Genomic DNA, 25671 nt, shown 5'->3' with positions numbered 1-25671 from the left:
CGTATCGCGGAATCTGAATCCGTAATCTCTCGCGTGAACTCAGGACTCTTTTTCAGACCCTGGATGACCTAATATTGCCTGCAGATCCTGCTTTAACGTTGACATCTGACTGGCATACTTCTCTTTACGTTCGGCATCTTCAATAAGCTGTACGATGGTTTCAGACAGCGTATTGTTACGACGTTGCGCCAGCCCTGCCAGTCGCTGCCAGACCAGATATTCCAGATCGATTGATTTTTTTCGGGTGTGCTGGTGCTCAGCATTGAAGTGACGTTTACGCCGGGCGCGGATAGTTTGCTTAAGCCGGTTATCGAGGTCGGGGTGAATATGCTGGCTGATCCAGTTGTTTATCTCTACCGGATTATTTTCCATCACCAGTAATTTATCCACCGCGGCCTGCGCAGCGCTAAGTTCAAGGTGACGCGTGATCAGTTCACCCTCCCGATGTTTTTTCACCAGGTATTTCCACTTCCATCCACTTTCAAGATTTTCGAGCTGCTGGTATTTCATCGGAATCTCATCGTGATCGCGTAACAAACTAAGAATAACAGCTTTTTTACCGGATGCAGCAACGAAAAACATGCTGCCAGCGTCACAACATCTGAATGAACTCTGCAGTGCTTAAGCAGGGTGAATCCTGTATAATCTCGCTTTTCTCAAAACAGACAAATGCGATTATTTTGACCAGCACTCAACTTACGTGGCAAACCTTACAGCCGGATAGCACGCAATATCAATCCGTTTTCTCCCGAATCGCTGATGAAGAGACCGATGCCCTGGCAACGGTACAGCCCCGACTGCTGAACGCGCTGGCCCACTTACATCATCAAAGTCAGGGTCTTCCCCTGCTGCTGGTTCGCAGCCAGGAAAACCGTGAATACCTTGCGCTGATAGCAGAGGCGGCTCAACGCGTTATGGGTGAGTCATCAACCCTGTCAGGCGGTGACTACCATATTCTGGCCGACAACGTCACGTTGCAACCGCCTACCGACAGCCAGCGCCCTTTTACCAGCCAGGGCGGGATTCACTATGCTGACTGGATCGAGCAGGAGCAGCTGTTTGGCTGCGTGCGGATGCACAAAGATCGGATCCAACTTGAGCCAGGGCTGATCCATCGCGCCAATGGCGGAACGTTAGTCCTTTCACTTCGTGCTTTACTCACTCAGCCGCTGCTGTGGCTGCGTCTGAAAAAGAGCATTGAGCAAGGCTACATCGAGTGGCAATCCCAGGACGAACGTCGTCCCCTGCCGGTTTCCGTGCCTCCGCTCCCGCTCAAGCTTAATCTGGTGCTCTGTGGCGAGCGCGATACGCTGGCCGATTTTCAGGAGCTGGATGCTGAAGCGCATGAAATGGCGATCTACACCGAATTTGAAGAAAATATTCAGATTGTGGATGAAGACGACATGCTCGCATGGTGTCGCTGGACGGTCGATCTGGCCGGGCAGGCTGATATTGCTGCACCCGACGAAGACTTCTGGCCCGAACTCATCAAAGAAGGTGTACGTTACAGCGGCGATCAGGATACGCTTCCGCTCTGCCCTCGCTGGCTGCTGCGCCAGCTGCGCGAGACCGCGTTGATGGGAGAGACGCTCAGTGCTGAAGCGCTGCGTGACGCCCTGGAAGCGCGCCTGTGGCGTGAAAACTACCTTAATGAACGTATGCGTGATGAAATCCTGCTACGACAGATTTTGGTTGAAACGGAAGGTGAGGTCGTCGGCCAGATAAACGGCCTGTCCGTTGTGGAATATCCCGGTCATCCGCGCGCCTGGGGCGATCCCTGCCGTATTACCTGTGTGGTGCATCCTGGCGACGGTGAATTCACCGACGTCGAACGCAAAGCGGAGTTAGGCGGCAATATTCATGCGAAAGGCATGATGATTATGCAGGCCTATTTAATTGCTGAACTGGAGCTGGATCAGCAACTGCCCTTTTCCGCTTCGCTGGTATTTGAACAATCCTATTCCGAAGTTGACGGCGACAGTGCATCGCTGGCAGAACTGTGCGCATTAATCAGCGCCCTTGCCGGTGCGCCACTGAATCAGCAGATTGCGGTTACGGGCTCGGTGGATCAGTTTGGTAATGTGCAACCGGTTGGTGGGCTGAATGAGAAGATTGAAGGATTCTTTGATATCTGCCATCAGCGCGAGTTAACCGGTCAGCAGGGTGTCATTATTCCCGCCTGTAACGTTCGTCACCTTAGCCTTAACCAACAGGTGGTGAGCGCGGTGGAAGAAGGACGCTTCCATATCTGGGCGATCGACAGTGCGGATGAAGCGCTGCCGCTGCTCACGGGGAAAATATGGAATACGGAAGACGGCGAAGGCGAATGCCTGCTGCGCACCATTCAGGAACGCATCAGTCAGATGAATCAGCCTGAGCCCTCACCGCGATCCTGGCCGCTGCGCTGGCTTAACTGGTTTAACCACCGCTAATCCTGTTTGCTCAGCGTACAACTGTTCGCTAATATTCGTGATTCACTAAAAGAAGGCATATTAAGAACATGGTAGATAAACGCGAATCCTATACCAAAGAAGACCTGATTCTGTCCGGTCGCGGTGAACTGTTCGGCGAAAATGGTCCGCCGCTTCCATCCGGCAATATGCTGATGATGGACCGCGTGGTCAAAATGACCGAAGACGGCGGTAAATACGATAAAGGCTTCGTAGAAGCTGAACTGGATATCAATCCGGACCTGTGGTTCTTTGGTTGCCACTTTATTGGCGATCCGGTGATGCCCGGCTGCCTGGGTCTTGATGCAATGTGGCAGTTGGTTGGCTTCTATCTCGGCTGGTTGGGCGGCGAAGGCAAAGGCCGTGCGCTGGGTGTGGGCGAGGTTAAATTCACTGGCCAGGTTCTGCCAGAGGCGAAAAAAGTCACCTACCGTATTCACTTCAAGCGTGTGATCAACCGTAAACTGGTGATGGGCGTTGCAGATGGTGAAGTGCTGGTTGACGGTAATCTGATTTACACCGCCAGCGATTTAAAAGTCGGTCTGTTTAAAGATACCGCAGCGTTCTAATCGTTCCCCAGAAACGAAAACCTCCGCTTAGTGCGGAGGTTATATCCCTTTTCAGTGACATCCGGCTAAGCAGCAGCCGACCTGTCCTCCATGGCTTGTCGCCAACCTCCCAACCAGTGAGACTTAGCATCTATCATTTGATACGGACACATCTCTTTAGAGCGTCCTGTAATACCTGCTTGATAACCACGTGAATGGGCGCGCTCAAGGCGGTCTCGTTTCTGTCTCTTCATACTCCGTGTCCCTCATGTAAGGTCTGTGGAATCTGGTGGAAAGAAAAAGGTGACTAATAAATGTTCAGCCACCCTTTTGTTTTACTCGCTCTGTATGAAAAGATCAATGCGCAATATTCACGCCAATGTCACAAATGTGACCTGAAGTGGACATGAATTTTCTGTTTCGTGATGTAAGCCTATTGCTTTATCCACATGATTTATATAGAAACCCGATGTTATGTCAGAAAATAAGCTCTAACCGAAACAACAGGTTAACTAGAAGCCCGTTCCTGTCGAATTCTCAGAGGCCACATTGCGGGCAATCTGTTGCGCAATTTGCTGCCAGCCCTGAGCAAGGGTTTTGACAAGGGCATCATAGCCATCTTCCTGCTGTGGCAACACCAGGTTGAAAGCCTGCTTTGTGAAGCGTCCCTGATGTTCCAGCGTCCACTGCCCGCTAATGACCGCTTTGCCGTCATAGCGTCCCTGGAAATCGTTGACCGTAATGTTCAGGGTGTCATGTTCCTGCCCCATTAACGTCTGAGTCACCAGCCGACCCGGTAACGCTTTGGTGAGATTGGTTATCATCGTTTGCTGTAGCTGCTGATCGAGCGGGCTGGCCCACAAATTATTGGCGGCGATAACGTATTTAACATCGCTGGTTTGATACACCAGCCCATTACCCGCCAGATAGTCCGGAACCACAACCTGCTGTACCCATAAGGTCGGCTGTGCATTTGCCTCACTGCCGATCACCTGCATCGAGGCCGCCCCTGAGGGCAGCTGATAGTAAGTGGTATTGACCGTGCTGCTACAGGCACTCAGTGCGAGAGCGGCCAAAAAAACGAGTCCTTTTTTCATTGTTTTGCCCTCTTCGGCTGGGGATCCTGTCCCGGTTTTGCTTCAAACACTAACGCATTACTTTTGGCATTTAGCGTCTTCAGCACTGGCTGCAGTTCGCGCAGCACCTGATCAAGCCGTTGCATATCGCCCACCAGCTTGCTGTAGGCCGGTGAGCCAGGCTGCAGGCCTTTCATACTGCGGTTGAGCTCACGTAGCGTTTGCTGCGTCTCTTCCGGCAGCGTTTTCATCGCCGGACTGCTGGTTACAACGTTAATGTTGTCGATGGTACGTTGCAGATCGCGCAGAGTTTTCTGGCTCTCCTTCAGCGTTCCGGTGGCTTCCGACACCATATTGTTGAGCGGTAGACCGTTAATTTTATCCAGCGCAGCCATCAGTTTCTGCTGAATCTGGCTCAGGCCACCACTCACCGTCGGGATCACTTCATAACCCGCGACTTTATCTGGCCCTTTATAGGCAGGGGCATTGTCATAGAAGTCGATATCGACAAACAGCGCGCCAGACAAAAGGTTGCCGGTTTTCAACGTTCCGCGCAGGCCACGTTTCTTACCGTCCTGCAGATGCTGCTCAAGATCGAAGTTTTCACCCAGACGGCTAATAAAGCGATCGGGTTCAATGCGAATCAACACCGGCACGCGGTAGTCATTATTCAGCGCCTGCGCAGTGCCCGCATTCATGAACGGCACCTCCGCAACGGTACCCAGACGAATGCCGCGAAATTCAACCGGCGCGCCCACCTGCAATCCACGAATCGAATCAGAGAAGAACATCAGATAGTCGATATGATTGGTATACAGTGAATCCTGAATACTGCGCTGATCGTCAAACAGGTGATATTCAGCCTGATTCTGCGCCGCCTTACCTAAATCCCAGCCGTCAGGCACGTCAAAGCTGACCCCGCCGCTAAACAGCGTGGTGAGCGACCCCATTTCAACCCGCATGCCTGATGCCGACATATCCACCGCGATGCCGCTGTCTTTCCAGAAGCGCACATTCGTCGTCACCAGACGATCGTAAGGGGCGGCGACAAACAGCTGATAGGTCATCATGCGCTTATCGGTGTCGAAGCTGCTGGTTTCAACGGTGCCGACACGGTAGCCGCGAAACAGCACCGGATCGCCAGCGTTAAGCTGCCCCGCTTTTTTGCTGTCGAGTGTAATACGAATGCCCTTCGCATCAGGCGGCGCTAACGGCGGCGCATCCAGCAAGGTGTACTGATCCAGGGGATCTTTTTTGGTACCCGGCTGCAGCTCGATATAGGCACCAGACAGCAGCGTTCCTAAGCCCGTAATGCCTTCGCGACCGACCTGCGGCTTAACGACCCAAAATACGCTGTCGCTGTGCAACAGCTTTTCCATACCTGAATTCAGTCGGGCTTTAATCTCAACGTGATGGAGATCGTCTGTGAGGACGGCACTCTCGACCACACCGACATTGACGCTGCGGCTTTTGATGGTGGTTTTACCCGCTTCAATTCCCTCTGCGCTCTCGGTGATCAGCGTCACTTCCGGTCCCTGATGGCTAAAATGATAAAACAGAATCCAGCCGCCAATTAACAGCGTGACAATAGGGACGATCCATACCGGTGACCAGCGCTTAATCTGATCCACTTTGGCATGGCCGTGATTATTTTCCGTCAAGATGCGGCTCCTTCATATTTTTCTCACCAGCACGATCCCAGGTTAAGCGCGGGTCAAACGTCATTGCTGCAATCATGGTCAGAATCACCACCAGCGCAAACAACACCGCTCCCCATGCCGGATACACTTTCATTAACTGTCCCATACGCACCAGCGCGGAGAGCACGGCAATCACAAAGACGTCGATCATTGACCAACGCCCAACAAACTCAACCACCTCATAGATCAGGTGCATTTTATGGCTGTCGCGCTGCCCGCGTCCGCTGGCATCCCAGCACAGCCAGCCAATCGCCAGCATCTTCAGAGACGGAACCATAATACTGGCGATAAAAATCACCAGCGCGACCGGATAAGATCCATCGCCCCAAAGTAAAATTACCCCGGCCATGATGTTCGAGGGCATCGCCGATCCCAGCGTTTCGGTAATCATAATCGGCAGCAGATTGGCGGGCACATAAAGCATAACGGAGGTTATCAGCAGCGCCAGTGTCCACTGCAGGCTGTGTTTACGGCGGGCATCGGCAACCACGCCGCAGCGCGGACATTCCCGCTGTGTCACAGGTAACACCGCAGTGCAGCACGGACAGGAGCGCAGGCCCTGGGTTAATCCACTTACGCCTGCCTGGGGCGCATGGGGTAAAGACGGCATCGCTTCAATACGATCCCACAGCCAGCGGCGATCCAGGCACTGAAACGCGCGCAGTTGCAAAAGACAAAACAGACACCAGGGCCAGAAGCTGGTTTCGAGGCCAATTTCGCCATAGGCCATGAGCTTGACGAAACTAACCAGCACCCCGGCCATGAAGATTTCTGCCATTCCCCAGTTGCGCATATGAAAAAGGATACGCGCCAGGCCCAGTTTCAGGCTGACGGGCATTTTCACCTGATTGACCAGCAGGACAATGGTGATCATACAAAAGGCGGGAATTCCCTGGACAAACAACAGGAACAGTGTGGCCAGGCTGGCGTAATCGTCGGCCACCATCACCCTGGGGATTTGCATCAGGCTGATCTGACTGGACAGCCCGGCGACTTTCATGGTGATAAACGGAAACAGATTGGCAAGCACCAGCATAAACAGCGCGGCCAGCGCGTAACCGGTCGGACGCTTACGCGGCTCCGACCAGTTGACGGTCAGGGAGGTATGGCAGCGCGGACAGGACGCTCGACTGCCAACGGGAATGGCCGGCAGTTTTACCATTAAGTCGCACTGTGGACAGAGCATCCACGCGTTCGTTTTGTCTGCTGAACACATTCCCGCCCCTTAATGACTATGCGCCGTTTCTCATTGATTCCAGCTCTTCCCAACGCGCAAAGGCGGTTTCCAGCTGCTGTTCGACGTCAGCCAGTTCATCGAGCACCGGCTGCGTTTTATCGTGTGGCTGACTGAAAAAATCCGGATGACTCATTTTGGCCTGAAGCTCGCCAATACGCGCCTCTAACTGTTCCAGCTTTTGCGGTAACTGTTCCAGTTCACGCGTCAGGTTATAGCTTAGTTTGTTCGCGTTACGTTTGGCAGCGTCATTTTTCGCATCGGCAGGCTTGAGGGCACTATTTGTCCCCTTTGCTGAGCCCTGCACCTTTTGCTGTTTGTACGCTGCGCGCTGCTGCTGCGCATCGTGATAGCCGCCGACAAAGGTCCCTATCTCGCCGTTGCCTTCAAAAATCCAGCATTCGGTTACGGTGTTGTCAACGAACTGACGATCGTGACTGACCAGCAGCACTGTGCCCTGGTAACCGTCGATGAGCTCTTCCAGCAGCTCCAGCGTTTCCACATCAAGGTCATTGGTCGGTTCATCAAGGATCATCAGGTTACTGGGACGCAGGAACAGACGCGCCAGCAGCAGGCGGTTACGCTCCCCACCCGACAGCGCCCTGACCGGCGTCATCGCGCGTTTAGGATGGAACAGGAAATCCTGCAGATAGCCCAACACGTGACGCGGTTTACCATTGACCAGCACCTCTTGTTTGCCTTCCGCCAGGTTGTCCATCACGGTCCGATCGGGATCGAGTTCCGCACGGTGCTGGTCGAAATAGGCCACTTCAAGTTTGGTTCCGGAGTGCACACGACCGTGATCGGCCTTCAGCTGTTGCAGCATCAGACGCAGTAACGTGGTTTTACCACAGCCGTTCGGCCCAATCAGGGCGATCTTGTCCCCGCGCTGCACCTGGGCTGAGAAATCTTTCACCAGCTGCTTGCCGTCTACCGCGTAGTCCACGTTTTCCAGTTCAAAGACAATTTTGCCGGAGCGTGATGCTTCACCGACCTGCATATTGGCTTTGCCCATGACTTCACGGCGTTCTGAACGCTCGCGACGTAAGGCTTTTAACGCCCGAACGCGGCCTTCATTACGGGTTCGACGTGCTTTGATGCCCTGACGGATCCAGACTTCTTCCTGTGCCAGCTTGCGGTCAAACTCAGCATTTTGCATCTCTTCAACGCGCAGGGCTTCTTCTTTGCCTTCCAGATACGCGTCGTAGTTACCCGGCCAGGAAACCAGCTTGCCGCGGTCCAGATCCACAATACGGGTGGCCATATTACGGATAAAAGAACGGTCGTGAGAGATAAAGACGATACTGCCGCTGAAGCTTTTCAGGAAGGTCTCCAGCCAGTCAATCGTTTCAATATCAAGGTGGTTGGTTGGCTCGTCCAGCATCAGTACGCGAGGATTACTGACCAGCGCACGCCCCAGCGCGGCTTTACGCAACCAGCCACCGGACAGAGACGACAGTTCTGTGTCCGGCGACAGACCAATCTGCTGCAGCACGTCCATGATACGACTTTCCAGCTGCCACAAATTGTGATGATCCAGGATGCCCTGCAGACGCGCCATCTCATTGAGATTTTTATCACTGGGATCGTCCATCACCTGGTGCGAGATCGCATGGTAAGCTTTGAGATGCTCCGCCTGCTCTTCGACGCCCTCTGCCACAAAATCATAAACTGATCCGGTGATATTGCGCGGCGGATCCTGCTGGAGCCGCGCCACGACCAGATCGGTTTCATAAATGATGCGTCCGTCATCCAGCGGCTGCTCGCCGTTGATGATTTTCATTAGTGTGGATTTGCCCGCCCCGTTTCGGCCAACCAGACACACGCGCTCATTTTCTTCGATATGCAGTTCGGTATTGTCTAACAGAGGCGCATCGCTAAAAGACAGATAAGCGCCGTGGATACTAATCAATGACATGAAACTTATTCCTTACCAGCATGAGTGATCAGCCAGCAGTTATGAATTTGGCGATTACGCGCAAAATCCTGTGACAGGGTTTTCTGAGTGATGTCCTGAGCCTGGAGCCCCAATGCGTTAAGGCCATCCAGATCCATTTTGAAACCACGTTTATTATTCGAGAACATGATAGTACCGCCTTTACGCAACAGCCGTTTCAGGTTACGCATCAGCATCATATGATCGCGCTGCACATCAAAACTCTCTTCCATACGTTTTGAGTTAGAGAACGTGGGCGGATCGATAAAGATCAGGTCGAAATTTTCGTCGCTCTCGTTCAGCCAGCTCAGGCAGTCGGCATGCAGCAGGCGATGCTGACGACCGGTGAGGCCGTTCAGCCGCAGGTTACGCTCTGCCCACTCCAGATAGGTACGCGACATATCCACGGTGGTGGTAGAGCGTGCGCCGCCCAGACCCGCATGCACGCTGGCAGAGCCGGTGTAAGCAAACAGGTTCAGGAAATCCTTGCCCTGACTCATCTGACCCAGCATCTTGCGGGCAATACGGTGATCGAGGAACAATCCCGTATCCAGATAGTCAGTCAGGTTCACCAGGAAACGGGCGTTAAATTCCTGCACTTCAAAATAGTCGCCCTTCTCACTCAGCTTTTGATACTGCGCTTTGCCCTTCTGACGTTCGCGCGTCTTGAGGATTAAGCGGTTTGACGGCAGCTCCAGCACGCTCAGCGTGGCACTAATCACGTCAAACAGGCGCTGACGGGCTTTATTCGCGTCGATGGTTTTGGGTGGCGCATATTCCTGCACCACCACCCAGTCCGCATAGCGATCCACGGCCACATTATAGTCCGGCAGATCGGCGTCATAAATGCGGTAGCACTCGATACCTTCCTGGCGCGCCCACTTATCCAGCTTCTTGAGGTTTTTGCGCAAGCGGTTCGCGTAATCTTCAGCAATCTGATTACCGCGCTCAGCGCTGTTGGCCGACAGCTGATAGTTTTTCTGCACACAGTCCAGCGGGCCATTTTTGGCTTTGAACTGACGGTCGGCACGCAGTTGCAGACAGCTCAGTAGTTCGGGCGATGCGCTAAACAGCGACAGATTCCAGCCGGCGAAGTGCTGCTTCATCAACCGGCCAAGCTGGCTGTGCAGCGCAATAAGCGCAGGCTCACTTTCAAGACGTTCACCGTAAGGTGGGTTACTGAGCACCGTTCCCGTCACCTCAGTCTGAAGAGGATTCTGCAGCTTCAGCAAATCCTGTTGGCCAAAGGTGAACAGTTCAAAAACGCCGGCACGACGTGCATTCGCTTTTGCCCATTCCAGCACCCGTCCATTATTGTCATAACCAAAAAAGCGCGCCTGGCACGCCGCCGTCCCGGCACGGGCACGGGCCTGAGCATCGCTCCTGACCTCGCGCCACAGGCTTTCGTTAAAACCGGCCCATGCCGTGAAGCCCCATTGGTTACGCAGTAAACCCGGCGCGCGGTCGCAGGCCATCAGCGCAGCTTCGATCAGTAACGTGCCTGAACCACACATCGGATCGATGAGCGGCGTAGACGGCTGCCAGCCTGAACGCATCACAATCGCTGCGGCCAGGTTTTCTTTCAGCGGCGCCTGACCCGTTTGCTGACGATAGCCGCGCTGATGCAGGGCACTGCCGCTTAAGTCCAGAGCTATACTGGCGCGGTCGTCATCAAGCCAGACGTTAATACGAATATCGGCCTGTTCACGATCGACGTCCGGGCGTGCCAGGTTACGACGGGTAAAACTGTCGACAATCGCATCTTTGACGCGCAGCGCGCCAAACTGGCTGTTACGGATCTCATCGTTGGTGCCATTAAAGTGCACCACGAAGGTTTTGTCGCTACCGAACATGGCGGGCCAGTCAATGCCCTGCACGCCCAGATAGAGATCGAGATCGCTGTAAACGCCGACCTCAGTCAGAGGCAGCAAAATACGCGAAGCCAGACGACTCCACATCAGGCTTTGGTACATTACGCGGTCATCGGCCTTGAAGTGAACGCCTCCCTGTACCACTTGCAAATCCTGCGCGCCCAGCGCGTCCAGCTCATTTTTTAACAGCTCTTCGAGCCCACGCGCCGTGCTGGCAAACAGAGAATTCATATCGTCACTTTTTTACTCTTGAGAAAATTGTTGCGCATTATAGCGAATCGCAGACCTATGTCATAAAGTTAGCTTCTTTTGTCTTGCGCGCCCGCTTCTGGAGACTTTCATGATCACGCTTTCCCGCTTATTTATCCATCCCGTAAAATCCATGCGCGGGTTGCAGGTCTCACATGCCTGGGCTGCCAGTAGCGGGTTAACCTATGACCGTATTTTTATGGTGACCGAACCTGACGGAACCTTTATTACGGCGCGTCAGTTTCCGGAGATGGTGCAGTTCACGCCGGCGATTACGCCAGACGGTCTGTTCTTACAGGCCCCCGACGGGAGCCAGTCACTCATTCGTTTTGCCGACTTTACCCATGCTGAGCAGCCCACGGAGGTCTGGGGCAATACGTTTACCTCACGAATCGCCCCCGAGACGATCAACCAGTGGCTGAGTGCGTTCTTTCCACGACCGGTGCAGCTACGCTGGGTCGGACCGCAGCCTTCACGCCGCGTCAAACGTTTTACCGATGTGCCACTGGGCTTTGCCGATGGATATCCCTACCTGCTCGTGAACAGTGCTTCGCTGCAGGATTTACAGCAGCGCTGTCCCGCCAGCGTGCGAATCGAACAATTCAGGCCAAACCTGGTCGTGAGTGGCGCACCTGCGTGGGATGAAGACAGCTGGGCGGAGATCGCTATCGGTCAGGTTAATTTCGCCGTTCCAAAACCCTGTAGCCGCTGTGTTTTTACCACGATTGGCGTGGAAAGTGGTCAGAAGCATCCTGAGGGGCAACCTTTGACCACGCTGCAGGGCTTTCGGACAGCGCAGGACGGCAGCGGGGACATTGATTTTGGCCTGAATCTGATCGCGCTCAACAGCGGTATTATTCGCGCTGGCGACGCCGTCAGGATACTGAAACGCCAGTCGCCGCGCGCCTATGGTCCAGGAGAGGTGACTGAAACACTGAAACCGCAACGGCAACCCGCCGCGCAGGTAACCATCACCTGGCAGGGCCAGCGTTTCAGCGGTGATAATCAGCAGGTCTTACTTGAGCAGCTTGAAGCCCAGGGCTTTCGCATCCCCTATTCGTGTCGGGCGGGTCTGTGCGGCAGTTGTAAAATAACGCTGGTTGCGGGAAAGGTGAACGCCTTAAAGCAAAGCGCCATCCGTCACGATGGCACTATATTGAGTTGCAGCTGTATTCCTGCAAGCGATATCGAGGTGCTCTGAATTACACCGCGCGCGCATAGCGCGTGGTTTTTTCCTGCTGGTGCGGTTGTAGCCGATCGTTCATCACTTTAATCGCATCGCCGAGCACCATCCCCTTGCCCGCCAGCGTCAGAGCGGGCTGTGCCAGTAAGCAGAGTGCGGCATTATCACCGTTTTCAACCACCAGCAGACGCGCCTGCTCGCCGCTGTCCGCCAGCGTCACCGCCACCATCTCACCCACCGCAGGCTGCATAGGCTGGCGGTGCGCGGAGAAATGCCAGCTTTTCGGCATCAGTGGCTTGAGGAAACGTGCGGCAACCAGCGCATTTAAAACCAGCTCGGCACGCTGGTCGCTGCTTAGCGGGCTTTGACGACACTTCTCTTCGAACGTGAAATAAAGAGCCGCATCGTCAACACAGAATCCGGATTCGGTGAAAGCATCAGGGGTTAGCATTTTACGTGCATAGCGGGAACGAAAAAGCATACCGTCAGCCAGATCGAGCATCATACGGTCGTGCTCTGCGTCGTAGAACCAACGCCATTTGTCATCGGGTTTAATTTTCATCATGTGCCCTGTATTTACCGCTGCGCTAAAGCTAAAAATCCATAAAATAAAAATGCATGCTGAAAAATCGTGCAACAGGACAAAATATAAACGAGCCGGAGGGATAAATAAACCCCCCAGCGCATTATTATGGCGAATGTCTTAGATATGGGTCACGATATCTTTAATTAAACTGGGCCCTTTATAAATAAAGCCAGAATAAATTTGAACCAACGTCGCGCCCGCTGCTATTTTTTCACGCGCAGCAGTAAGCGAATCAATACCGCCTACGCCAATAATGGGCAATCTTCCCTGTAACTCCTGCGACAGTCGCTGGATGACGGCGGTACTGCGCGACTGTACCGGACGACCACTTAATCCACCGATTTCTTCGCCATATTTCAGGCCCTTTACCAGAGAACGATCGAGCGTGGTATTGGTCGCAATGACACCATCAATTTGGTGACGTATTAAACTGTCGGCAACCTGGATCAATTCGTCTTCAGAAAGATCCGGCGCGATCTTAACAGCCACCGGCACATATTTGAGATGCCGTTTTTCCAGATCTTTCTGTTTGGCTTTTATGGAAATGAGCAGATCGTCCAGCGCCTCACCATATTGTAACGAGCGTAAACCCGGCGTATTGGGTGATGAAATATTGATCGCAATATAACCGGCGTGCGCGTACACCTTCTCCATACAGATCAGATAATCGTCTTTTCCCTGCTCCACGGGTGTGTCTTTATTTTTGCCAATATTGATCCCGAGCACGCCTTTAAAGCGGGATTTTTTTACGTTTTCAACCAGGTTATCAACGCCGAGATTATTAAATCCCATGCGGTTAATAATCCCTTCGGCTTCCACTAAGCGAAACATGCGTGGCTTGTCATTGCCCGCCTGCGCGCGCGGCGTGACTGTTCCGACCTCCACAAAGCCGAACCCCATTGCCCCAAATGCATCAATACACTCGGCGTTTTTATCCAGGCCCGCCGCCAGGCCAAGAGCATTGTCGAAGGTCAGCCCCATGCAGGTAACCGGACGCGAGGGTAAATGCTGGCGAATGATCATTTCCAGCGGCGTGCCGCTCATAAAGCGTAATTGCTGAAAGGTGAGATGGTGCGCACGTTCAGGATCGAGCCTGAACAACGCCGGTCGGACAATTGAGTAAAACATGCACTCTCCTGGAAGACGGAAGCGATGGTGAAAATCAGTGCACGGGAAATTGTGCGCCAGAATGGTAAGGTGCTCTGGCGCAAAAGTAAATCGCGGGGCGCTAAGTCGGGAGACTGTTTAAAGTTGTTTTGATCTTACACAACGGAATCGTTTGCTGTACGGGAATTCAGCCTGTCCGGGAAAGCATAGTCGCGCCAGATGTTATGCCGCACCATAATGCCGAAGATACCAATACAGACCAGCACCTCGGCCAGCACCATCGACCAGGCCGCACCGATGGCCCCAAACTTCCATGCCAGCAGACAGCACACCGGGACGTTAACCACCCCCGCAACCATCATTACCATCATACGTTGCCGCGCCAGTCCATGCGGAATCAAAATCTGCAGGCCCGCCGGATAGGCAATATTGCCAAACAGGAAGCAGAGTACAAAGACGCGCAGCACATCCGCTGACGGCAGGAAGTCTTTCCCTAACAGCAGTGCGACAACCTCATCGGCAAACAGCCAGGTGAAGATCACGATAGACAGGCTCAACGCAAACGACAGCATCAGGCTTTTGCGCGTCGCCGCCACTGCAGCGGCTTTATCACGCCCAAATAAGTGGCTTACGCGGGGGAAAAACGCGCTACCAATCTGCTCCGGCACCGAGTTGGCGGCCTTGCGCAGCCTGTCCGCACCGTTATAGATCCCCACCATATAGTGCGAGGTAAACGACGCCAGAATCACGACGTTTACGCTGTTAAACAGATTGGCACCTGCGATGGCAATAAAGACATCGGCACTGTCGGTAATGCGCTGTTTGATTTCGCGTGGTTCAAAGCGATACGCGCCAATCACCTTCATTTCCAGCACAAACTTCAGCGTAATGATGGCATTGATGATCGATACCGCGCCCGGTATCAACGCAGCCAGCCAGGTATCGTCCGGCGTTTTAACCAGTAGGAACGTGAGCGGAATGGCACAAAAGTTACCAAAAGTGGCAATCACTGCGGTTTTGCCCAGCTTTTCGAAGCCCTGCATTAACCAACCAAACGAAAACAGTGAGCCGATTAAGGTGGTGCAGTTGGCCAGAATAATAAAGAACAGCGAATGCCAGGACGGATTAAACCACGTCGCAGTGAGTAACGTACCGCTGGTAACCAGTAACAGCATCAGCTTGGCGTTAAAGGTGGACCAAAAAAGCTGGGTAACACGTGCCTTATCGTCACGGTGATGGGCAATGTCCTTAGTGGTAAAAACATTGAATCCCCAGTCGGAGATGGTACTGCAGTAAAGGACGCAGGCAATCGCCAGCGCCAGAATCCCCATATGGTCCACCCCCAGCACGCGCGCCAGATAGGGGAGCGTCGCCAGCGGAAACAGGAACGAGGCTCCCCGGTACGCCAGCAAAGATAAGATATTCACTACTAAACTTTTATCGAGCACTTTTGCCATGTCGCAACAACCTTATACACATTGCATGTCTCACCTTCTCATTTCGCTCAGGTGCAAACAACATCAGGTCCCATTTTTAGGAATTACGGAACGCGTTTGAGTTCTTTCTTCACTTTATGGCTTTGCAATAAAATGAAGGTTTCCGGACGGTTAAGCAGCAGCCATTCTTTGAGGCTGCCGGCTTTAATTCGGCGCCCCAGATATCGAATCGCATTGAGCACATATTCCGGTACAGGCGTTTGATTGTAGAGCGACAGATAGATCATTAAACGGAAGGAGTGAATAAGGTAAGCTTTTTCCAGCGCCTTTTTTAATTCACTTTGGGTCTGCGCACAACATAAGGTGTCATAGGTGGCAATAAACGCATTGTAACGTTGGGCGAAAAAGGATGGACTTTTACTGCTGTTAGTCAGTGATCCAACGCGGATACGCTGTTTGTAATACGTCTGGCGAGTGACCCATGCCTGTTGGCAATGCATAAATACCGATAAGGTAAATTTGTGATCTTCATGCACGCGATCGACGAAGCGCAAATGATGCTGCTGGATAACGGTTTTTCTTACCACATAATTCCAGGCCGCCGACGTATAGGAGCCATTATGCAGCAAACTTAGCAGGACATCCTGTGGCTTCTGAATGCCGGTCAGGTTATGCCTGACTTTAGGCCACGTCACGTCCGGTTTGTCTTCGCGGTAAGCGCTGGAATTAAAACAAAATAAATCGGTATCGGGATAATTGTCGACAACCTGGGCCAGCTCATTGACGAATCCTTCTACCACCACATCATCCGGGTCGCAAAAGAAAACGAACTGACCTTCAGCGACCTCAACGCCTTTATCACGCGCATTACCTGCGCCACCGTTGGCAATAGTGATCAGTTTCACCTGAGGAAGATGGCCATAGTGCTGTTCAATTAACGCCACGGTTCCATCGGTAGAACTGTCGTTAACAATGATAATTTCGTTTGGCGCGCTAATTTGTCTTAATAATGAATCCACACATTCGACAATATATTTTTCAACATTGTAAGTGGGAATAATGACCGATAACAGGATGTCAGACATACAGGTTTTCTCTGCTGTTAGAAAAGGACAAATAAATCCACCAGCCCGAGACAGGCACTGACCAAAGGCGAATAGTAATTTTAAAATAACAGGCGCTTACATTGAGCAGAGACATTTTACTGCCTGAATGACTAAAATGCCTGCCTCAATCTCAACAGGGTCCGAATGTGACAAAAACCATGGTTAGAAAATCTGAAGAATAGCTCGCTGATAATCATCTTCCCGTTGAGGAACCATTTAGGCACAGCCGCCTGTTCAGGGGGGTTTCAGGCCGGACATCTGTAACTAAAAATGAATTGTTGTTAAAAACTTCGCCAGACTGCTGCGCTTAACACGCACCGCCTGATGCAACTATTCCTAATCCCCTCTCGCCATCGCGTTAAATAACATTGAATTTTAATTCTTTTTTCTTTTTCCTTCCTCCTGTGAATTTAAAAAAGCGAAAGGCGTGTTTTTCGTTTTACCTGAATGTCTCACTTTTCTGATACTCAAGTAACCAAATGTACGGATTTCCGGGTTTAAACGAATTTTATTCACCCGGATTAATGTATCGACTCGCCCGTCCTGGCGTTTTTAAGATTTGTCGCATCAGGTCTTTCTCAGAAACGCGGCGGTCTCGCTTCAGGCCTTTTGCCGGTTTTCACCTTTAGATTGTCAGAAAAATCATTTAAGCCGTGCCGTCGCCTCTGCCAGGATGAAAGCATCAGTTCTCAACAAAAGATAATCAATAACTTTCAGTTATAAGGAGTCGTAATGAGAGTGCTCACCCTGGCAGGTAGTCCGAGATTTCCTTCACGGTCCACATCGTTATTAGCGCTGTGCCAGCGCAAACTGGAAGCATCCGGTGTTGAGGTTATACCCTGGAATATTCATAACTTTCAGCCTGAGGATCTGATCAACGCCCGCTTCGATTCCCCGGCTATTCTCGCACTGAGTGAAGACCTGGCTCAGGCTGATGGCCTGGTCATTGCCACGCCGGTTTATAAGGCGTCTTTCTCGGGCGCGCTAAAAACCGTTTTGGATCTGTTACCTGAACGCGCGCTGGCCCACAAAGTGGTGCTGCCGTTAGCGAGCGGGGGCAGCGCTGGCCATATGCTGGCGCTGGATTACGCACTCAAACCCGTATTAAACGCCCTGAAAGCCGAAGAAGTGCTTCATGGTGTTTACGCCGAAGATAAACAAATTCATCACTATGATCGCCAGCCGGAACTGGATCCGGTACTGGCTACCCGTCTGGAGGAAGCGGTGCACACGTTCTGGCTGGCGCTGTCACGACGTCATCAGCCCGTTGCCCTGGCTGTGTAAGGAAACAATGATGAAACGAATAATCAGCGCGTGGTTAATGGCAGGGATGTTCGTGGCAGGCGCGCAGGTGAATGCCGCAGAACCCGCCCCTACACAGGTTCGCATCGGCTATCAAAAAGGATCGGTCAGTATGGTGCTGGCCAAGGAGCATCAGCTGCTGGAGAAGCGTTTCCCTGCTACCCGTATTCAATGGATCGAATTCCCGGCCGGACCGCAAATGCTGGAAGCGCTGAACGTTAACAGTATTGATATTGGCAGCACCGGTGATATTCCGCCTATTTTCGCCCAGGCAGCCGGGGCGGATTTGCTGTATATCGGCTCAGAGCCGCCTAAGCCGAAAGCTGAGGTCATCCTGGTCAGCCAGAACAGTCCGTTGAAGTCGGTTGCCGATCTCAAAGGCAAAAAGGTGGCGTTCCAAAAGGGTTCCAGCTCGCACAATCTGCTGTTGCGTGCGCTGGAAGAAGCGGGTCTCAGTATCAAAGATATCCAGCCGGTTTATCTGACGCCAGCCGATGCGCGCGCCGCTTTCCAGCAGGGTAACGTGGACGCCTGGGCAATATGGGACCCCTACTATTCTGCCGTACTGCTTCAGGGCAATGTCCGCGTGTTGAAAGACGGCACCACGCTGAACCAGACGGGACCGTTCTACCTTGCAACCCGCCATTTTGCGCAGGAACACAATGACTTCGTCTTAGCGACGTTAAAAGCCTTTAGTGATGCCGAAGCCCTGACGCGTAGCGAACGTGACCAGAGTATTCATCTGCTTTCGACATCGATCGGTCTGCCTGAGGCCGTCATTGCCAGCAACCTGGACCACCGTCCACCCAGCCCGGTCAGTCCGGTCAGTGCGCGCACGGTTGCTATGCAGCAGAAAACCGCCGATCTGTTTTATGCCAATCATCTGATTCCCGTAAAAGTATCGATTGCCGAGCGCATCTGGCATCCCCAGGCCGTGACGCAATAAGGAGAGAAAAATGAGTGTTTCCGTATTCTGGTTCCTTCCAACCCATGGTGACGGCCATTATCTTGGCACGGCTGAGGGCGCGCGTCCGGTTGATCATGCCTATTTACAACAGGTTGCCCAGGCTGCCGACCGTCTGGGATTTGGCGGCGTACTGATCCCTACCGGGCGTTCCTGCGAGGATGCCTGGCTGGTGGCGGCATCGCTGATCCCCGTTACGCAGCGTCTGCGCTTCCTTGTCGCGCTGCGTCCTGGCGTGATTTCCCCCACCCAGGCGGCGCGCCAGGCTGCAACGCTCGATCGTCTTTCCAACGGACGCGCGTTGTTCAACCTGGTGACCGGGGGCGATCCCGAGGAACTGGCCGGTGATGGCGTCTTTCTTGACCACCGTGAGCGCTATGCAGAATCGGCCGAATTTACCCGCGTCTGGCGCCGCGTGCTGGAAGGCGAAACGGTGGATTACGAAGGCAAGCACGTGCATGTACGAGGTGCGCGTCTGATGTTTAAGCCGGTACAGCAGCCTCGTCCGCCGCTGTGGTTCGGGGGTTCGTCAGAGCCCGCTCAGGATCTGGCTGCCGAACAGGTCGATGTTTATCTGACATGGGGCGAACCCCCTGCGCTGGTGAAAGAAAAAATTGAGCAGGTGCGGGCGAAAGCCGCAGCACAGGGCCGAAAAGTCCGGTTTGGCATCCGGCTGCATGTCATCGTGCGAGAAACCAATGAGGAAGCCTGGCAGGCAGCCGATAAGCTGATCGCGAATGTGGATGATGCCACCATCGCCAAAGCGCAAAGTGCCTTTCAGCGCACCGACTCGGTAGGCCAACAGCGCATGGCCGCCCTGCACGGCGGACGCCGCGATAAACTGGAAATCAGCCCCAACCTTTGGGCTGGCGTTGGGCTGGTGCGCAGCGGGGCAGGCACCGCGCTGGTTGGCGATGCGCCTACCGTAGCGGCTCGCATGAAAGAGTACGAAGCCCTGGGCATTGAAACCTTTATTCTCTCTGGTTATCCGCATCTGGAAGAGGCTTATCGCGTCGGCGAGCTGCTGTTCCCCCATCTGGATCTGGCTATTCCCCAGATTCCTCAGCCTCGTGTTGTTCAGGCGCACGGTGAAGCGGTCGCCAATGATTTTACGCCTGAGAAAAAAGCCGCGCGGGCCTGAGGAGATAACGATGACCAGACTACGTCAATCCTTCTCAGCGGCGCTGGTGCCCTGGCTGCTGCCGGTGTTACTGGTGGTGGTCTGGCAAGTTGCGTCACAGACCGGCTGGTTGTCCAGCCGTATCCTGCCAGCGCCGGAAAAGATTGTGACGACCTTTTGGCAGTTGGCTATCAGCGGAGAGCTCTGGCAGCATCTCGCCATCAGCAGCTGGCGAGCGTTACTTGGCTTCAGCATTGGCGGATCGCTCGGCCTGGTACTGGGATTAATTACCGGCACTTCGCGACTGGGTGAGCGTTTGCTGGATACTTCGCTGCAAATGTTACGTAACGTGCCCCATCTTGCGCTGATCCCATTGGTCATTCTGTGGTTTGGCATTGATGAGTCAGCCAAAATTTTTCTGGTGGCGCTGGGTACGCTGTTTCCCATCTACCTGAATACCTATCACGGTATTCGTAATGTGGATCGTGGGCTGGTTGAGATGGCCCGTAGCTACGGCTTATCCGGCTGGAGCCTGTTTGTTCAGGTGATCTTACCGGGTGCGTTACCGAGCATCATGGTGGGCGTCCGCTTTGCTTTAGGGTTGATGTGGCTGACCCTGATCGTCGCCGAGACAATTTCGGCTAACGCAGGGATTGGCTATCTGGCCATGAATGCCCGTGAATTTCTGCAAACCGATGTGGTGATGGTCGCCATTATTCTTTATGCCCTGCTGGGAAAACTGGCTGATGTCAGCGCACTGCTGCTGGAACGCGTCTGGTTACGCTGGCATCCGGCCTATCAACGTCAGGAGAAAACAGCATGATAAACTCCGCCAGCCCGGCGCGTCTGAATGCGGGTACCCCCGTAGGTGTGAAGGGCGTCAGTAAAAAATACGGTGAACGCACCATTCTGAATCATATCGATCTGCATATTCCTTCCGGCCAGTTTGTTGCCGTAGTCGGCCGCAGCGGTTGCGGTAAAAGCACCCTGCTGCGTCTGCTGGCCGGTCTGGAAAGCACGACCCAGGGCGAGCTGCTGGCAGGCAATGCGCCGCTGCAGACCGCACGTGAAGAAACCCGGTTAATGTTCCAGGATGCGCGACTGCTGCCGTGGAAAAAAGTGATTGATAACGTCGCTCTCGGCCTGCGTGGCAAGGCATGGCGTAAAGCCGCCCTGGAGGCGCTGGAAGCGGTAGGCCTGGCGGACAGAGCGCAAGACTGGCCTGCCGCTTTATCCGGTGGGCAGAAACAGCGCGTGGCACTGGCCCGGGCGTTAATTCACCGTCCCGGCCTGCTGTTGCTGGATGAGCCTCTGGGTGCGCTGGACGCCTTAACGCGAATCGAGATGCAGGAGCTCATCGAATCGCTGTGGCAGCAGTACCACTTCACGGTTCTGTTGGTCACGCACGATGTCAGTGAAGCGGTCGCGATGGCTGATCGGGTATTACTGATAGAGGAAGGCCAGATAGGACTGGATTTGCAGGTCGATTTGCCCCGGCCACGGCGACGAGGCTCGGCGCGTCTGGCAGAGCTGGAAGCCGAAGTGCTGGATCGGGTGATGCGCCGCGGCGCGGCAGAAAAGCCTCCCCGCTACGCGCAACAGCGTTAAAGAAACGGCGGGCATTTGCCCGCCGTTTCTTATCAGGCATTCAGTGCCTTGGTGATTTTCTCGTACAGATCGCCTGACAGTTTATCCAGTCCTTGTAACTGTTCCAGCGCCTGGCGCATCAGCGCCTGACGGTGGGCATCGTAACGTTTCAGACGAATTAATGGCTCAATCATACGCGAAGCCACCTGCGGATTGCGGGTGTTCAGATCCGTCAGCATCTCCACCAGGAAACGATATCCGCTGCCGTCTTCGGCGTGGAAGGCGGAAGGATTACCCGAAGCAAAAGCGCCAATCAGTGAACGGATGCGATTCGGGTTACCCATACTGAAGGAACGATGTGACAGTAAACGGCGCACGTTGAGTAAGGCATTCTGCGCCGGGCTGGTAGCCTGCAACATAAACCATTTGTCCATGACCAGGCCATCCTTGTGCCAGCGCTCATCATAGTCGGCTAACAGCGCATCACGGCAGGGTAACTGTGCCGCCACCGCAGCGGAGAGTGCCGCCAGGGAATCCGTCATGTTATTGGCATGGTGGTATTGCGCCTGCACCAGTTTATCCGCCAGATCCATATCACCAAACGCCAGATAGTACAGACAGATGTTCTTCAGCGAACGTTTGCCGATTTCCGCATGATCAACGTGGTACTCCGCCTGCTGATTGGCGTTATAAACGGCAAAGAATTCATCTGCCAGTTCCCGCGCCAGGGTACGAACCAGAGCTTCGCGCACCAGTGCAATTGCCTGAGGATCGATAATCTCAAACAGTTCGGCGATTTCGTTTTCGCCAGGCAGCGACAGAATCAGAGCGGTCAGCGCCGGATCGCTGTTGGCATCCAGCAGCACCGTGCGAAAGGCATCAGCGACATGCAACGGCAGCGACAGATGCTGGCCCTGCTGATGGCGCGCGACATTGAGGCGCAGGTAGGTTGCCAACAGACTTTGCGCCGCGTCCCAACGTGAAAAATCGTTGCTTGCATGACGCATCAGGAACGTCAGCTGCGCGTCGCTCCACTTGTAGTCGAGCTTCACCGGCGCGGAAAACTCACGCAGCAGCGATGGCACCGGCTGGAAGTAAACGTTGTCAAAAATAAAGGTCTGGAACTCTTCCGTTACGTTCAACACGTTATGCACCGGATGACCGTTGTGCTGCAACGGAATGACCTTACCCTGTCCGTCATACAGTTCGATGTCCAGAGGGATATGCAGAGGCAGTTTCTCTTTCTGCTCGGTCGTCGGCGGCGTGTGCTGCGTCACGTGAAGCGTGTACTGCTCAAGTTCCGGATTGTAGTCATCACGTACCGAGAGCGTAGGTGTACCTGACTGACTGTACCAGCGACGGAACTGGGAAAGATCAACGTTAGACGCGTCTTCCATGGCCTGAACGAAATCATCACAGGTCGCCGCGCTACCGTCATGACGTTCGAAATAGAGCTGCATGCCCTTCTGGAAATTCGCTTCGCCCAGCAAGGTGTGCATCATACGGATCACTTCTGATCCCTTTTCATACACCGTCAAGGTGTAGAAGTTGTTCATCTCGATAACCTGATCCGGGCGGATAGGGTGCGCCATCGGGCTGGCGTCCTCGGCAAACTGCGCGCCGCGCATAATACGCACATTATCGATTCGGTTTACCGCACGCGATCCCAGGTCGGAACTGAACTCCTGATCGCGAAACACGGTCAGCCCCTCTTTCAGGCTCAGCTGGAACCAGTCGCGACAGGTCACACGGTTACCGGTCCAGTTGTGGAAATATTCATGACCGATGACCGCCTCAATCCCCAGATAATCTTTATCGGTGGCGGTTTCGGCTTTGGCCAGCACGTATTTGGAGTTGAAAACGTTAAGCCCTTTATTCTCCATGGCCCCCATGTTGAAGAAGTCCACCGCAACAATCATAAAGATGTCGAGGTCATACTCCAGGCCGAAACGCTCCTCATCCCACTTCATGCTGTTCTTTAATGACGTCATCGCCCAGTCGGCACGATCCAGATTGCCGCGATCGACGAAGATCTCCAACGCAACATTCCGACCCGAACGCGTAGTAAAGCTGTCACGCAGCACGTCAAAATCGCCCGCGACCAGCGCAAACAAATAACAGGGCTTAGGAAACGGATCCTGCCACTTCACCCAGTTACGGCCCTTGTCGTCCTGACCGCTGTCAATGCGATTTCCGTTAGACAGCAGGAAAGGATAACGGCTGCCGTCGGCAATGACGGTGGTCGTGAAGCGTGCCAGCACGTCGGGGCGATCTAAATACCAGGTAATATGCCGAAAGCCTTCGGCTTCACACTGGGTACAGAGCGCTTCACCCGATTTGTATAAGCCTTCAAGGGCACTGTTACGATCGGGATGAATGTCATTGACGATTTTCAGCGTAAAGCTGTTCGGTAACTGGCTGAGCACCAGGCAACCCGCCTCTTCACGCCAGGCCGTCCAGGCCTGTCCATCCACTTCCAGCGAGATCAGCGTCAGATCTTCGCCGTCCAGACGCAGTTCAGCCTGGCTGTCTCCCTGACGCTTAACCTGACTCACCGCCGTCACCCGCGTGGTGCTTTCATCGAGTTCAAAGGTTAAATCGATATCGGTGATGGTGTAGTCTGGTGCACGATAATCGTGTCGATATTTTATTTGTGGCTGCTGCGTCATATTCCGTCCCGCATTAAGTAGTTATTCATCAACGTCTTTGCATTATTCACTCAAGTATAAGCCCTACGCGTCAAACGTCTAAGCATGATGCGCCGAGCTTAGCATGCACAACGTGCACATCAGGTAAAATGGCTACAATTTGTTAACAATGACACATTTCGTCCTCGACTCGCTATCCTGAAATATGCTGTGATCGCTGTCTCTTAGTGATTTATACTTTTGCGTCTTTTACGACGTTTAATACACCGGGCTCTGCGCCACCGAACAGGATGCCGAAACGCGCCATGACAGGACATGCTTCCCCGATACTGACTTCGCTGCTGGATACGGATGCTTATAAGCTCCATATGCAGCAAGCCGTATTCCACCGTTACCATGATGTCACGGTGGCCGCGGAGTTTCGCTGCCGTAGCGACGAATTGCTGGGTTTTTATGCTGACGAGATCCGTACAGCCATTGACGCCATGCAGGCACTGGCGCTGACCGATGCTGAATATGCCTGGTTATCTGATCTGCCCTTCTTTGCTGATGACTACCTTAACTGGCTGCGAAATTTTCGCTACGACCCGCAGCAGGTAGAAGTTCGCAATCATCATGGCAAGCTGGCTATTCGTATCCAGGGCCCCTGGCGGGAAGTGATCATGTGGGAAGTCCCCCTGTTGGCCTTGATCAGTGAAGTGGTCCATCGCCACCGTACACCGGCCATCAGCAGCCAGCAGGCCGTGGATTTTCTGCATCAGAAACTCGCTACCTTTAAGACTCAGGTTGCCGACACTGACATGTCACGTTTTCGCCTGATGGATTTTGGTACCCGCCGCCGCTATTCCCAGGATGTGCAGGAATCGATCGTCAGCACGCTGAAACAGGATTTTCCCTGGCTGATGGGCACCAGTAACTACGACCTGGCCCGTCGCCTCGCACTCACGCCAGTGGGTACCCAGGCCCACGAGTGGTTCCAGGCTTTTCAGCAAATCAGTCCGGTACTGGCGAACAGTCAGCGCGCTGCCTTACAGGCCTGGCTGGATGAATATGACGACAAGCTGGGCATTGCACTCACGGACTGTATCGCCATGGATGCCTTCCTGCGGGATTTCGGCCCGGTGTTCGCCCGCCGTTACCAGGGGCTGCGTCACGATTCAGGTGACCCGGTTGAGTGGGGCGAAAAAGCGCTGGCCCACTATCAGCAGTTGGGTATCGATCCGCTCACGAAAATGCTGGTGTTCTCAGATAATCTCAATCTGGAAAAATCCCTGGCGCTGTATCGCCACTTTGGTCAGCGTACAAACGTCGTCTTCGGCATCGGCACGCGCCTGACTTGTGATATTCCTGGCGTTACGCCGCTCAATATCGTGATTAAGCTGGTGCAATGTAATGGTAAGCCGGTCGCCAAGCTTTCCGACAGCCCAGGTAAAACCATCTGTCAGGATAAAGCGTTCGTTAAGGCTCTTAGAAAAGCCTTTGATCTGCCACTGGTTAAAAAAGCCAGCTAGCGTCTTAGTTATCGGGGCGTTATCGCGCCCCGCCTTCCTGCAATAAATCGGTTATTC

General features: G+C 53.6%; 21 protein-coding genes. 9 read left to right on the top strand and 12 right to left on the bottom strand.

The genetic code is table 11. The features are described 5' to 3' along the window. Positions 1–39 precede the first annotated feature (39 nt). Positions 40–510, bottom strand: a complete 471-nt coding sequence (gene matP / locus ACPXSQ_RS02955; RefSeq protein ID WP_014606174.1) for a macrodomain Ter protein MatP — start codon at positions 508–510, stop codon at positions 40–42. A 95-nt stretch (positions 511–605) separates the two neighbouring features. On the opposite strand from matP, the gene ACPXSQ_RS02950 reads away from it, so the two are divergent. Then, entirely contained in the window at positions 606–2432 is a 1827-nt protein-coding gene (locus tag ACPXSQ_RS02950) for an AAA family ATPase (protein ID WP_013025275.1), read from the top strand. A 68-nt stretch (positions 2433–2500) separates the two neighbouring features. Then, positions 2501–3019 (top strand): bifunctional 3-hydroxydecanoyl-ACP dehydratase/trans-2-decenoyl-ACP isomerase, encoded by a 519-nt coding sequence (fabA, locus tag ACPXSQ_RS02945; RefSeq protein WP_008925876.1) that lies wholly within the window; start codon positions 2501–2503, stop codon positions 3017–3019. A 65-nt stretch (positions 3020–3084) separates the two neighbouring features. Here fabA and rmf read toward each other — a convergent pair whose 3' ends face one another. The 6 genes from rmf to rlmKL all read right to left on the bottom strand — a co-directional run bounded on the left by rmf (position 3085) and on the right by rlmKL (position 11046). Further along, positions 3085–3252 carry a ribosome modulation factor gene (rmf, locus tag ACPXSQ_RS02940; RefSeq protein WP_006118662.1) on the bottom strand — a complete coding sequence of 56 codons (168 nt, stop codon included), beginning with the start codon at positions 3250–3252 and terminating at the stop codon, positions 3085–3087. 258 nt (positions 3253–3510) lie between these two features. Then, positions 3511–4095, bottom strand: a complete 585-nt coding sequence (gene pqiC, locus ACPXSQ_RS02935; RefSeq protein ID WP_426142711.1) for a membrane integrity-associated transporter subunit PqiC — start codon at positions 4093–4095, stop codon at positions 3511–3513. Further along, a complete protein-coding gene (gene pqiB / locus ACPXSQ_RS02930) occupies positions 4092–5735 on the bottom strand; it encodes an intermembrane transport protein PqiB (protein WP_014606176.1) in 1644 nt (547 codons plus the stop codon). Before pqiB ends, pqiC begins: the two co-directional genes overlap by 4 nt. Continuing rightward, positions 5722–6990, bottom strand: a complete 1269-nt coding sequence (gene pqiA, locus ACPXSQ_RS02925) for a membrane integrity-associated transporter subunit PqiA (protein ID WP_013025272.1) — start codon at positions 6988–6990, stop codon at positions 5722–5724. The genes pqiB and pqiA overlap by 14 nt, the downstream gene beginning before the upstream one ends. A 16-nt stretch (positions 6991–7006) precedes the next feature. Beyond that, positions 7007–8926 carry an ABC transporter ATP-binding protein gene (locus ACPXSQ_RS02920; protein WP_013025271.1) on the bottom strand — a complete coding sequence of 640 codons (1920 nt, stop codon included), beginning with the start codon at positions 8924–8926 and terminating at the stop codon, positions 7007–7009. Between the two features lie 5 nt (positions 8927–8931). Beyond that, positions 8932–11046, bottom strand: a complete 2115-nt coding sequence (gene rlmKL / locus ACPXSQ_RS02915) for a bifunctional 23S rRNA (guanine(2069)-N(7))-methyltransferase RlmK/23S rRNA (guanine(2445)-N(2))-methyltransferase RlmL (RefSeq protein WP_105077326.1) — start codon at positions 11044–11046, stop codon at positions 8932–8934. Between the two features lie 109 nt (positions 11047–11155). Here rlmKL and ACPXSQ_RS02910 point away from each other — a divergent pair, with 109 nt between their 5' ends. After that, positions 11156–12265 carry a YcbX family protein gene (locus ACPXSQ_RS02910; protein WP_064373481.1) on the top strand — a complete coding sequence of 370 codons (1110 nt, stop codon included), beginning with the start codon at positions 11156–11158 and terminating at the stop codon, positions 12263–12265. 1 nt (position 12266) lies between these two features. On the opposite strand, the gene ACPXSQ_RS02905 is transcribed toward ACPXSQ_RS02910, so the two are convergent. From ACPXSQ_RS02905 to ACPXSQ_RS02890, 4 genes are all read right to left on the bottom strand, one after another. Next, on the bottom strand, positions 12267–12809 hold the full coding sequence (locus tag ACPXSQ_RS02905) for a cell division protein ZapC (RefSeq protein WP_015700640.1): 543 nt from the start codon (positions 12807–12809) through the stop codon (positions 12267–12269). 141 nt (positions 12810–12950) lie between these two features. Next, on the bottom strand, positions 12951–13961 hold the full coding sequence (gene pyrD / locus ACPXSQ_RS02900; protein WP_013025267.1) for a quinone-dependent dihydroorotate dehydrogenase: 1011 nt from the start codon (positions 13959–13961) through the stop codon (positions 12951–12953). Positions 13962–14095: 134 nt separating this feature from the next. Next, the gene (locus ACPXSQ_RS02895; RefSeq protein WP_013025266.1) at positions 14096–15397 is read right to left on the bottom strand and encodes a flippase; all 1302 of its coding nucleotides are present in this window, start codon (positions 15395–15397) and stop codon (positions 14096–14098) included. Positions 15398–15480: 83 nt separating this feature from the next. Then, positions 15481–16461, bottom strand: coding sequence for a glycosyltransferase (locus ACPXSQ_RS02890; protein ID WP_014606180.1), 981 nt, complete (start codon positions 16459–16461; stop codon positions 15481–15483). A 753-nt stretch (positions 16462–17214) separates the two neighbouring features. Between ACPXSQ_RS02890 and ssuE the strand changes: the two genes are divergently transcribed. Genes ssuE through ssuB form a run of 5 tightly spaced genes read left to right on the top strand, consistent with a single transcriptional unit; the run spans position 17215 to position 21476 of the window. After that, entirely contained in the window at positions 17215–17766 is a 552-nt protein-coding gene (gene ssuE, locus ACPXSQ_RS02885) for an NADPH-dependent FMN reductase (RefSeq protein ID WP_013025264.1), read from the top strand. A 10-nt stretch (positions 17767–17776) separates the two neighbouring features. After that, a complete protein-coding gene (locus tag ACPXSQ_RS02880) occupies positions 17777–18730 on the top strand; it encodes a sulfonate ABC transporter substrate-binding protein (RefSeq protein ID WP_105087673.1) in 954 nt (317 codons plus the stop codon). A 10-nt stretch (positions 18731–18740) separates the two neighbouring features. Beyond that, complete coding sequence (gene ssuD / locus ACPXSQ_RS02875) at positions 18741–19889, top strand: FMNH2-dependent alkanesulfonate monooxygenase (protein ID WP_014593339.1); 1149 nt, start codon at positions 18741–18743, stop codon at positions 19887–19889. A gap of 10 nt (positions 19890–19899) precedes the next feature. Beyond that, positions 19900–20691 (top strand): aliphatic sulfonate ABC transporter permease SsuC, encoded by a 792-nt coding sequence (ssuC, locus tag ACPXSQ_RS02870; RefSeq protein ID WP_024470936.1) that lies wholly within the window; start codon positions 19900–19902, stop codon positions 20689–20691. After that, positions 20688–21476 (top strand): aliphatic sulfonates ABC transporter ATP-binding protein, encoded by a 789-nt coding sequence (gene ssuB, locus ACPXSQ_RS02865; RefSeq protein WP_015700642.1) that lies wholly within the window; start codon positions 20688–20690, stop codon positions 21474–21476. The genes ssuC and ssuB overlap by 4 nt, the downstream gene beginning before the upstream one ends. A 32-nt stretch (positions 21477–21508) precedes the next feature. On the opposite strand, the gene pepN is transcribed toward ssuB, so the two are convergent. Next, positions 21509–24124, bottom strand: a complete 2616-nt coding sequence (gene pepN, locus ACPXSQ_RS02860; protein WP_072138667.1) for an aminopeptidase N — start codon at positions 24122–24124, stop codon at positions 21509–21511. Between the two features lie 284 nt (positions 24125–24408). Here pepN and pncB point away from each other — a divergent pair, with 284 nt between their 5' ends. After that, positions 24409–25614, top strand: a complete 1206-nt coding sequence (gene pncB, locus ACPXSQ_RS02855; protein ID WP_105088521.1) for a nicotinate phosphoribosyltransferase — start codon at positions 24409–24411, stop codon at positions 25612–25614. Positions 25615–25671 lie beyond the last annotated feature (57 nt).

Source organism: Pantoea sp. EEL5 (assembly GCF_049892805.1).
In the GTDB taxonomy this organism is placed as follows: domain Bacteria; phylum Pseudomonadota; class Gammaproteobacteria; order Enterobacterales; family Enterobacteriaceae; genus Pantoea; species Pantoea ananatis.
Note: the sequence above shows the minus strand (reverse complement) of the source record. Positions and strands in the feature narration are given on the sequence as shown.

Bases quoted from the DNA above. Each gene is read 5' to 3' on its own strand.
- matP (WP_014606174.1), bottom strand. From the start codon at position 510: ATGAAATACCAGCAGCTCGAAAATCTTGAAAGTGGATGGAAGTGGAAA.
- ACPXSQ_RS02950 (WP_013025275.1), top strand. From the start codon at position 606: ATGAACTCTGCAGTGCTTAAGCAGGGTGAATCCTGTATAATCTCGCTT.
- fabA (WP_008925876.1), top strand. From the start codon at position 2,501: ATGGTAGATAAACGCGAATCCTATACCAAAGAAGACCTGATTCTGTCC.
- rmf (WP_006118662.1), bottom strand. From the start codon at position 3,252: ATGAAGAGACAGAAACGAGACCGCCTTGAGCGCGCCCATTCACGTGGT.
- pqiC (WP_426142711.1), bottom strand. From the start codon at position 4,095: ATGAAAAAAGGACTCGTTTTTTTGGCCGCTCTCGCACTGAGTGCCTGT.
- pqiA (WP_013025272.1), bottom strand. From the start codon at position 6,990: ATGTGTTCAGCAGACAAAACGAACGCGTGGATGCTCTGTCCACAGTGC.
- ACPXSQ_RS02920 (WP_013025271.1), bottom strand. From the start codon at position 8,926: ATGTCATTGATTAGTATCCACGGCGCTTATCTGTCTTTTAGCGATGCG.
- rlmKL (WP_105077326.1), bottom strand. From the start codon at position 11,046: ATGAATTCTCTGTTTGCCAGCACGGCGCGTGGGCTCGAAGAGCTGTTA.
- ACPXSQ_RS02910 (WP_064373481.1), top strand. From the start codon at position 11,156: ATGATCACGCTTTCCCGCTTATTTATCCATCCCGTAAAATCCATGCGC.
- ACPXSQ_RS02905 (WP_015700640.1), bottom strand. From the start codon at position 12,809: ATGAAAATTAAACCCGATGACAAATGGCGTTGGTTCTACGACGCAGAG.
- pyrD (WP_013025267.1), bottom strand. From the start codon at position 13,961: ATGTTTTACTCAATTGTCCGACCGGCGTTGTTCAGGCTCGATCCTGAA.
- ACPXSQ_RS02895 (WP_013025266.1), bottom strand. From the start codon at position 15,397: ATGGCAAAAGTGCTCGATAAAAGTTTAGTAGTGAATATCTTATCTTTG.
- ACPXSQ_RS02890 (WP_014606180.1), bottom strand. From the start codon at position 16,461: ATGTCTGACATCCTGTTATCGGTCATTATTCCCACTTACAATGTTGAA.
- ssuE (WP_013025264.1), top strand. From the start codon at position 17,215: ATGAGAGTGCTCACCCTGGCAGGTAGTCCGAGATTTCCTTCACGGTCC.
- ACPXSQ_RS02880 (WP_105087673.1), top strand. From the start codon at position 17,777: ATGAAACGAATAATCAGCGCGTGGTTAATGGCAGGGATGTTCGTGGCA.
- ssuD (WP_014593339.1), top strand. From the start codon at position 18,741: ATGAGTGTTTCCGTATTCTGGTTCCTTCCAACCCATGGTGACGGCCAT.
- ssuC (WP_024470936.1), top strand. From the start codon at position 19,900: ATGACCAGACTACGTCAATCCTTCTCAGCGGCGCTGGTGCCCTGGCTG.
- ssuB (WP_015700642.1), top strand. From the start codon at position 20,688: ATGATAAACTCCGCCAGCCCGGCGCGTCTGAATGCGGGTACCCCCGTA.
- pepN (WP_072138667.1), bottom strand. From the start codon at position 24,124: ATGACGCAGCAGCCACAAATAAAATATCGACACGATTATCGTGCACCA.
- pncB (WP_105088521.1), top strand. From the start codon at position 24,409: ATGACAGGACATGCTTCCCCGATACTGACTTCGCTGCTGGATACGGAT.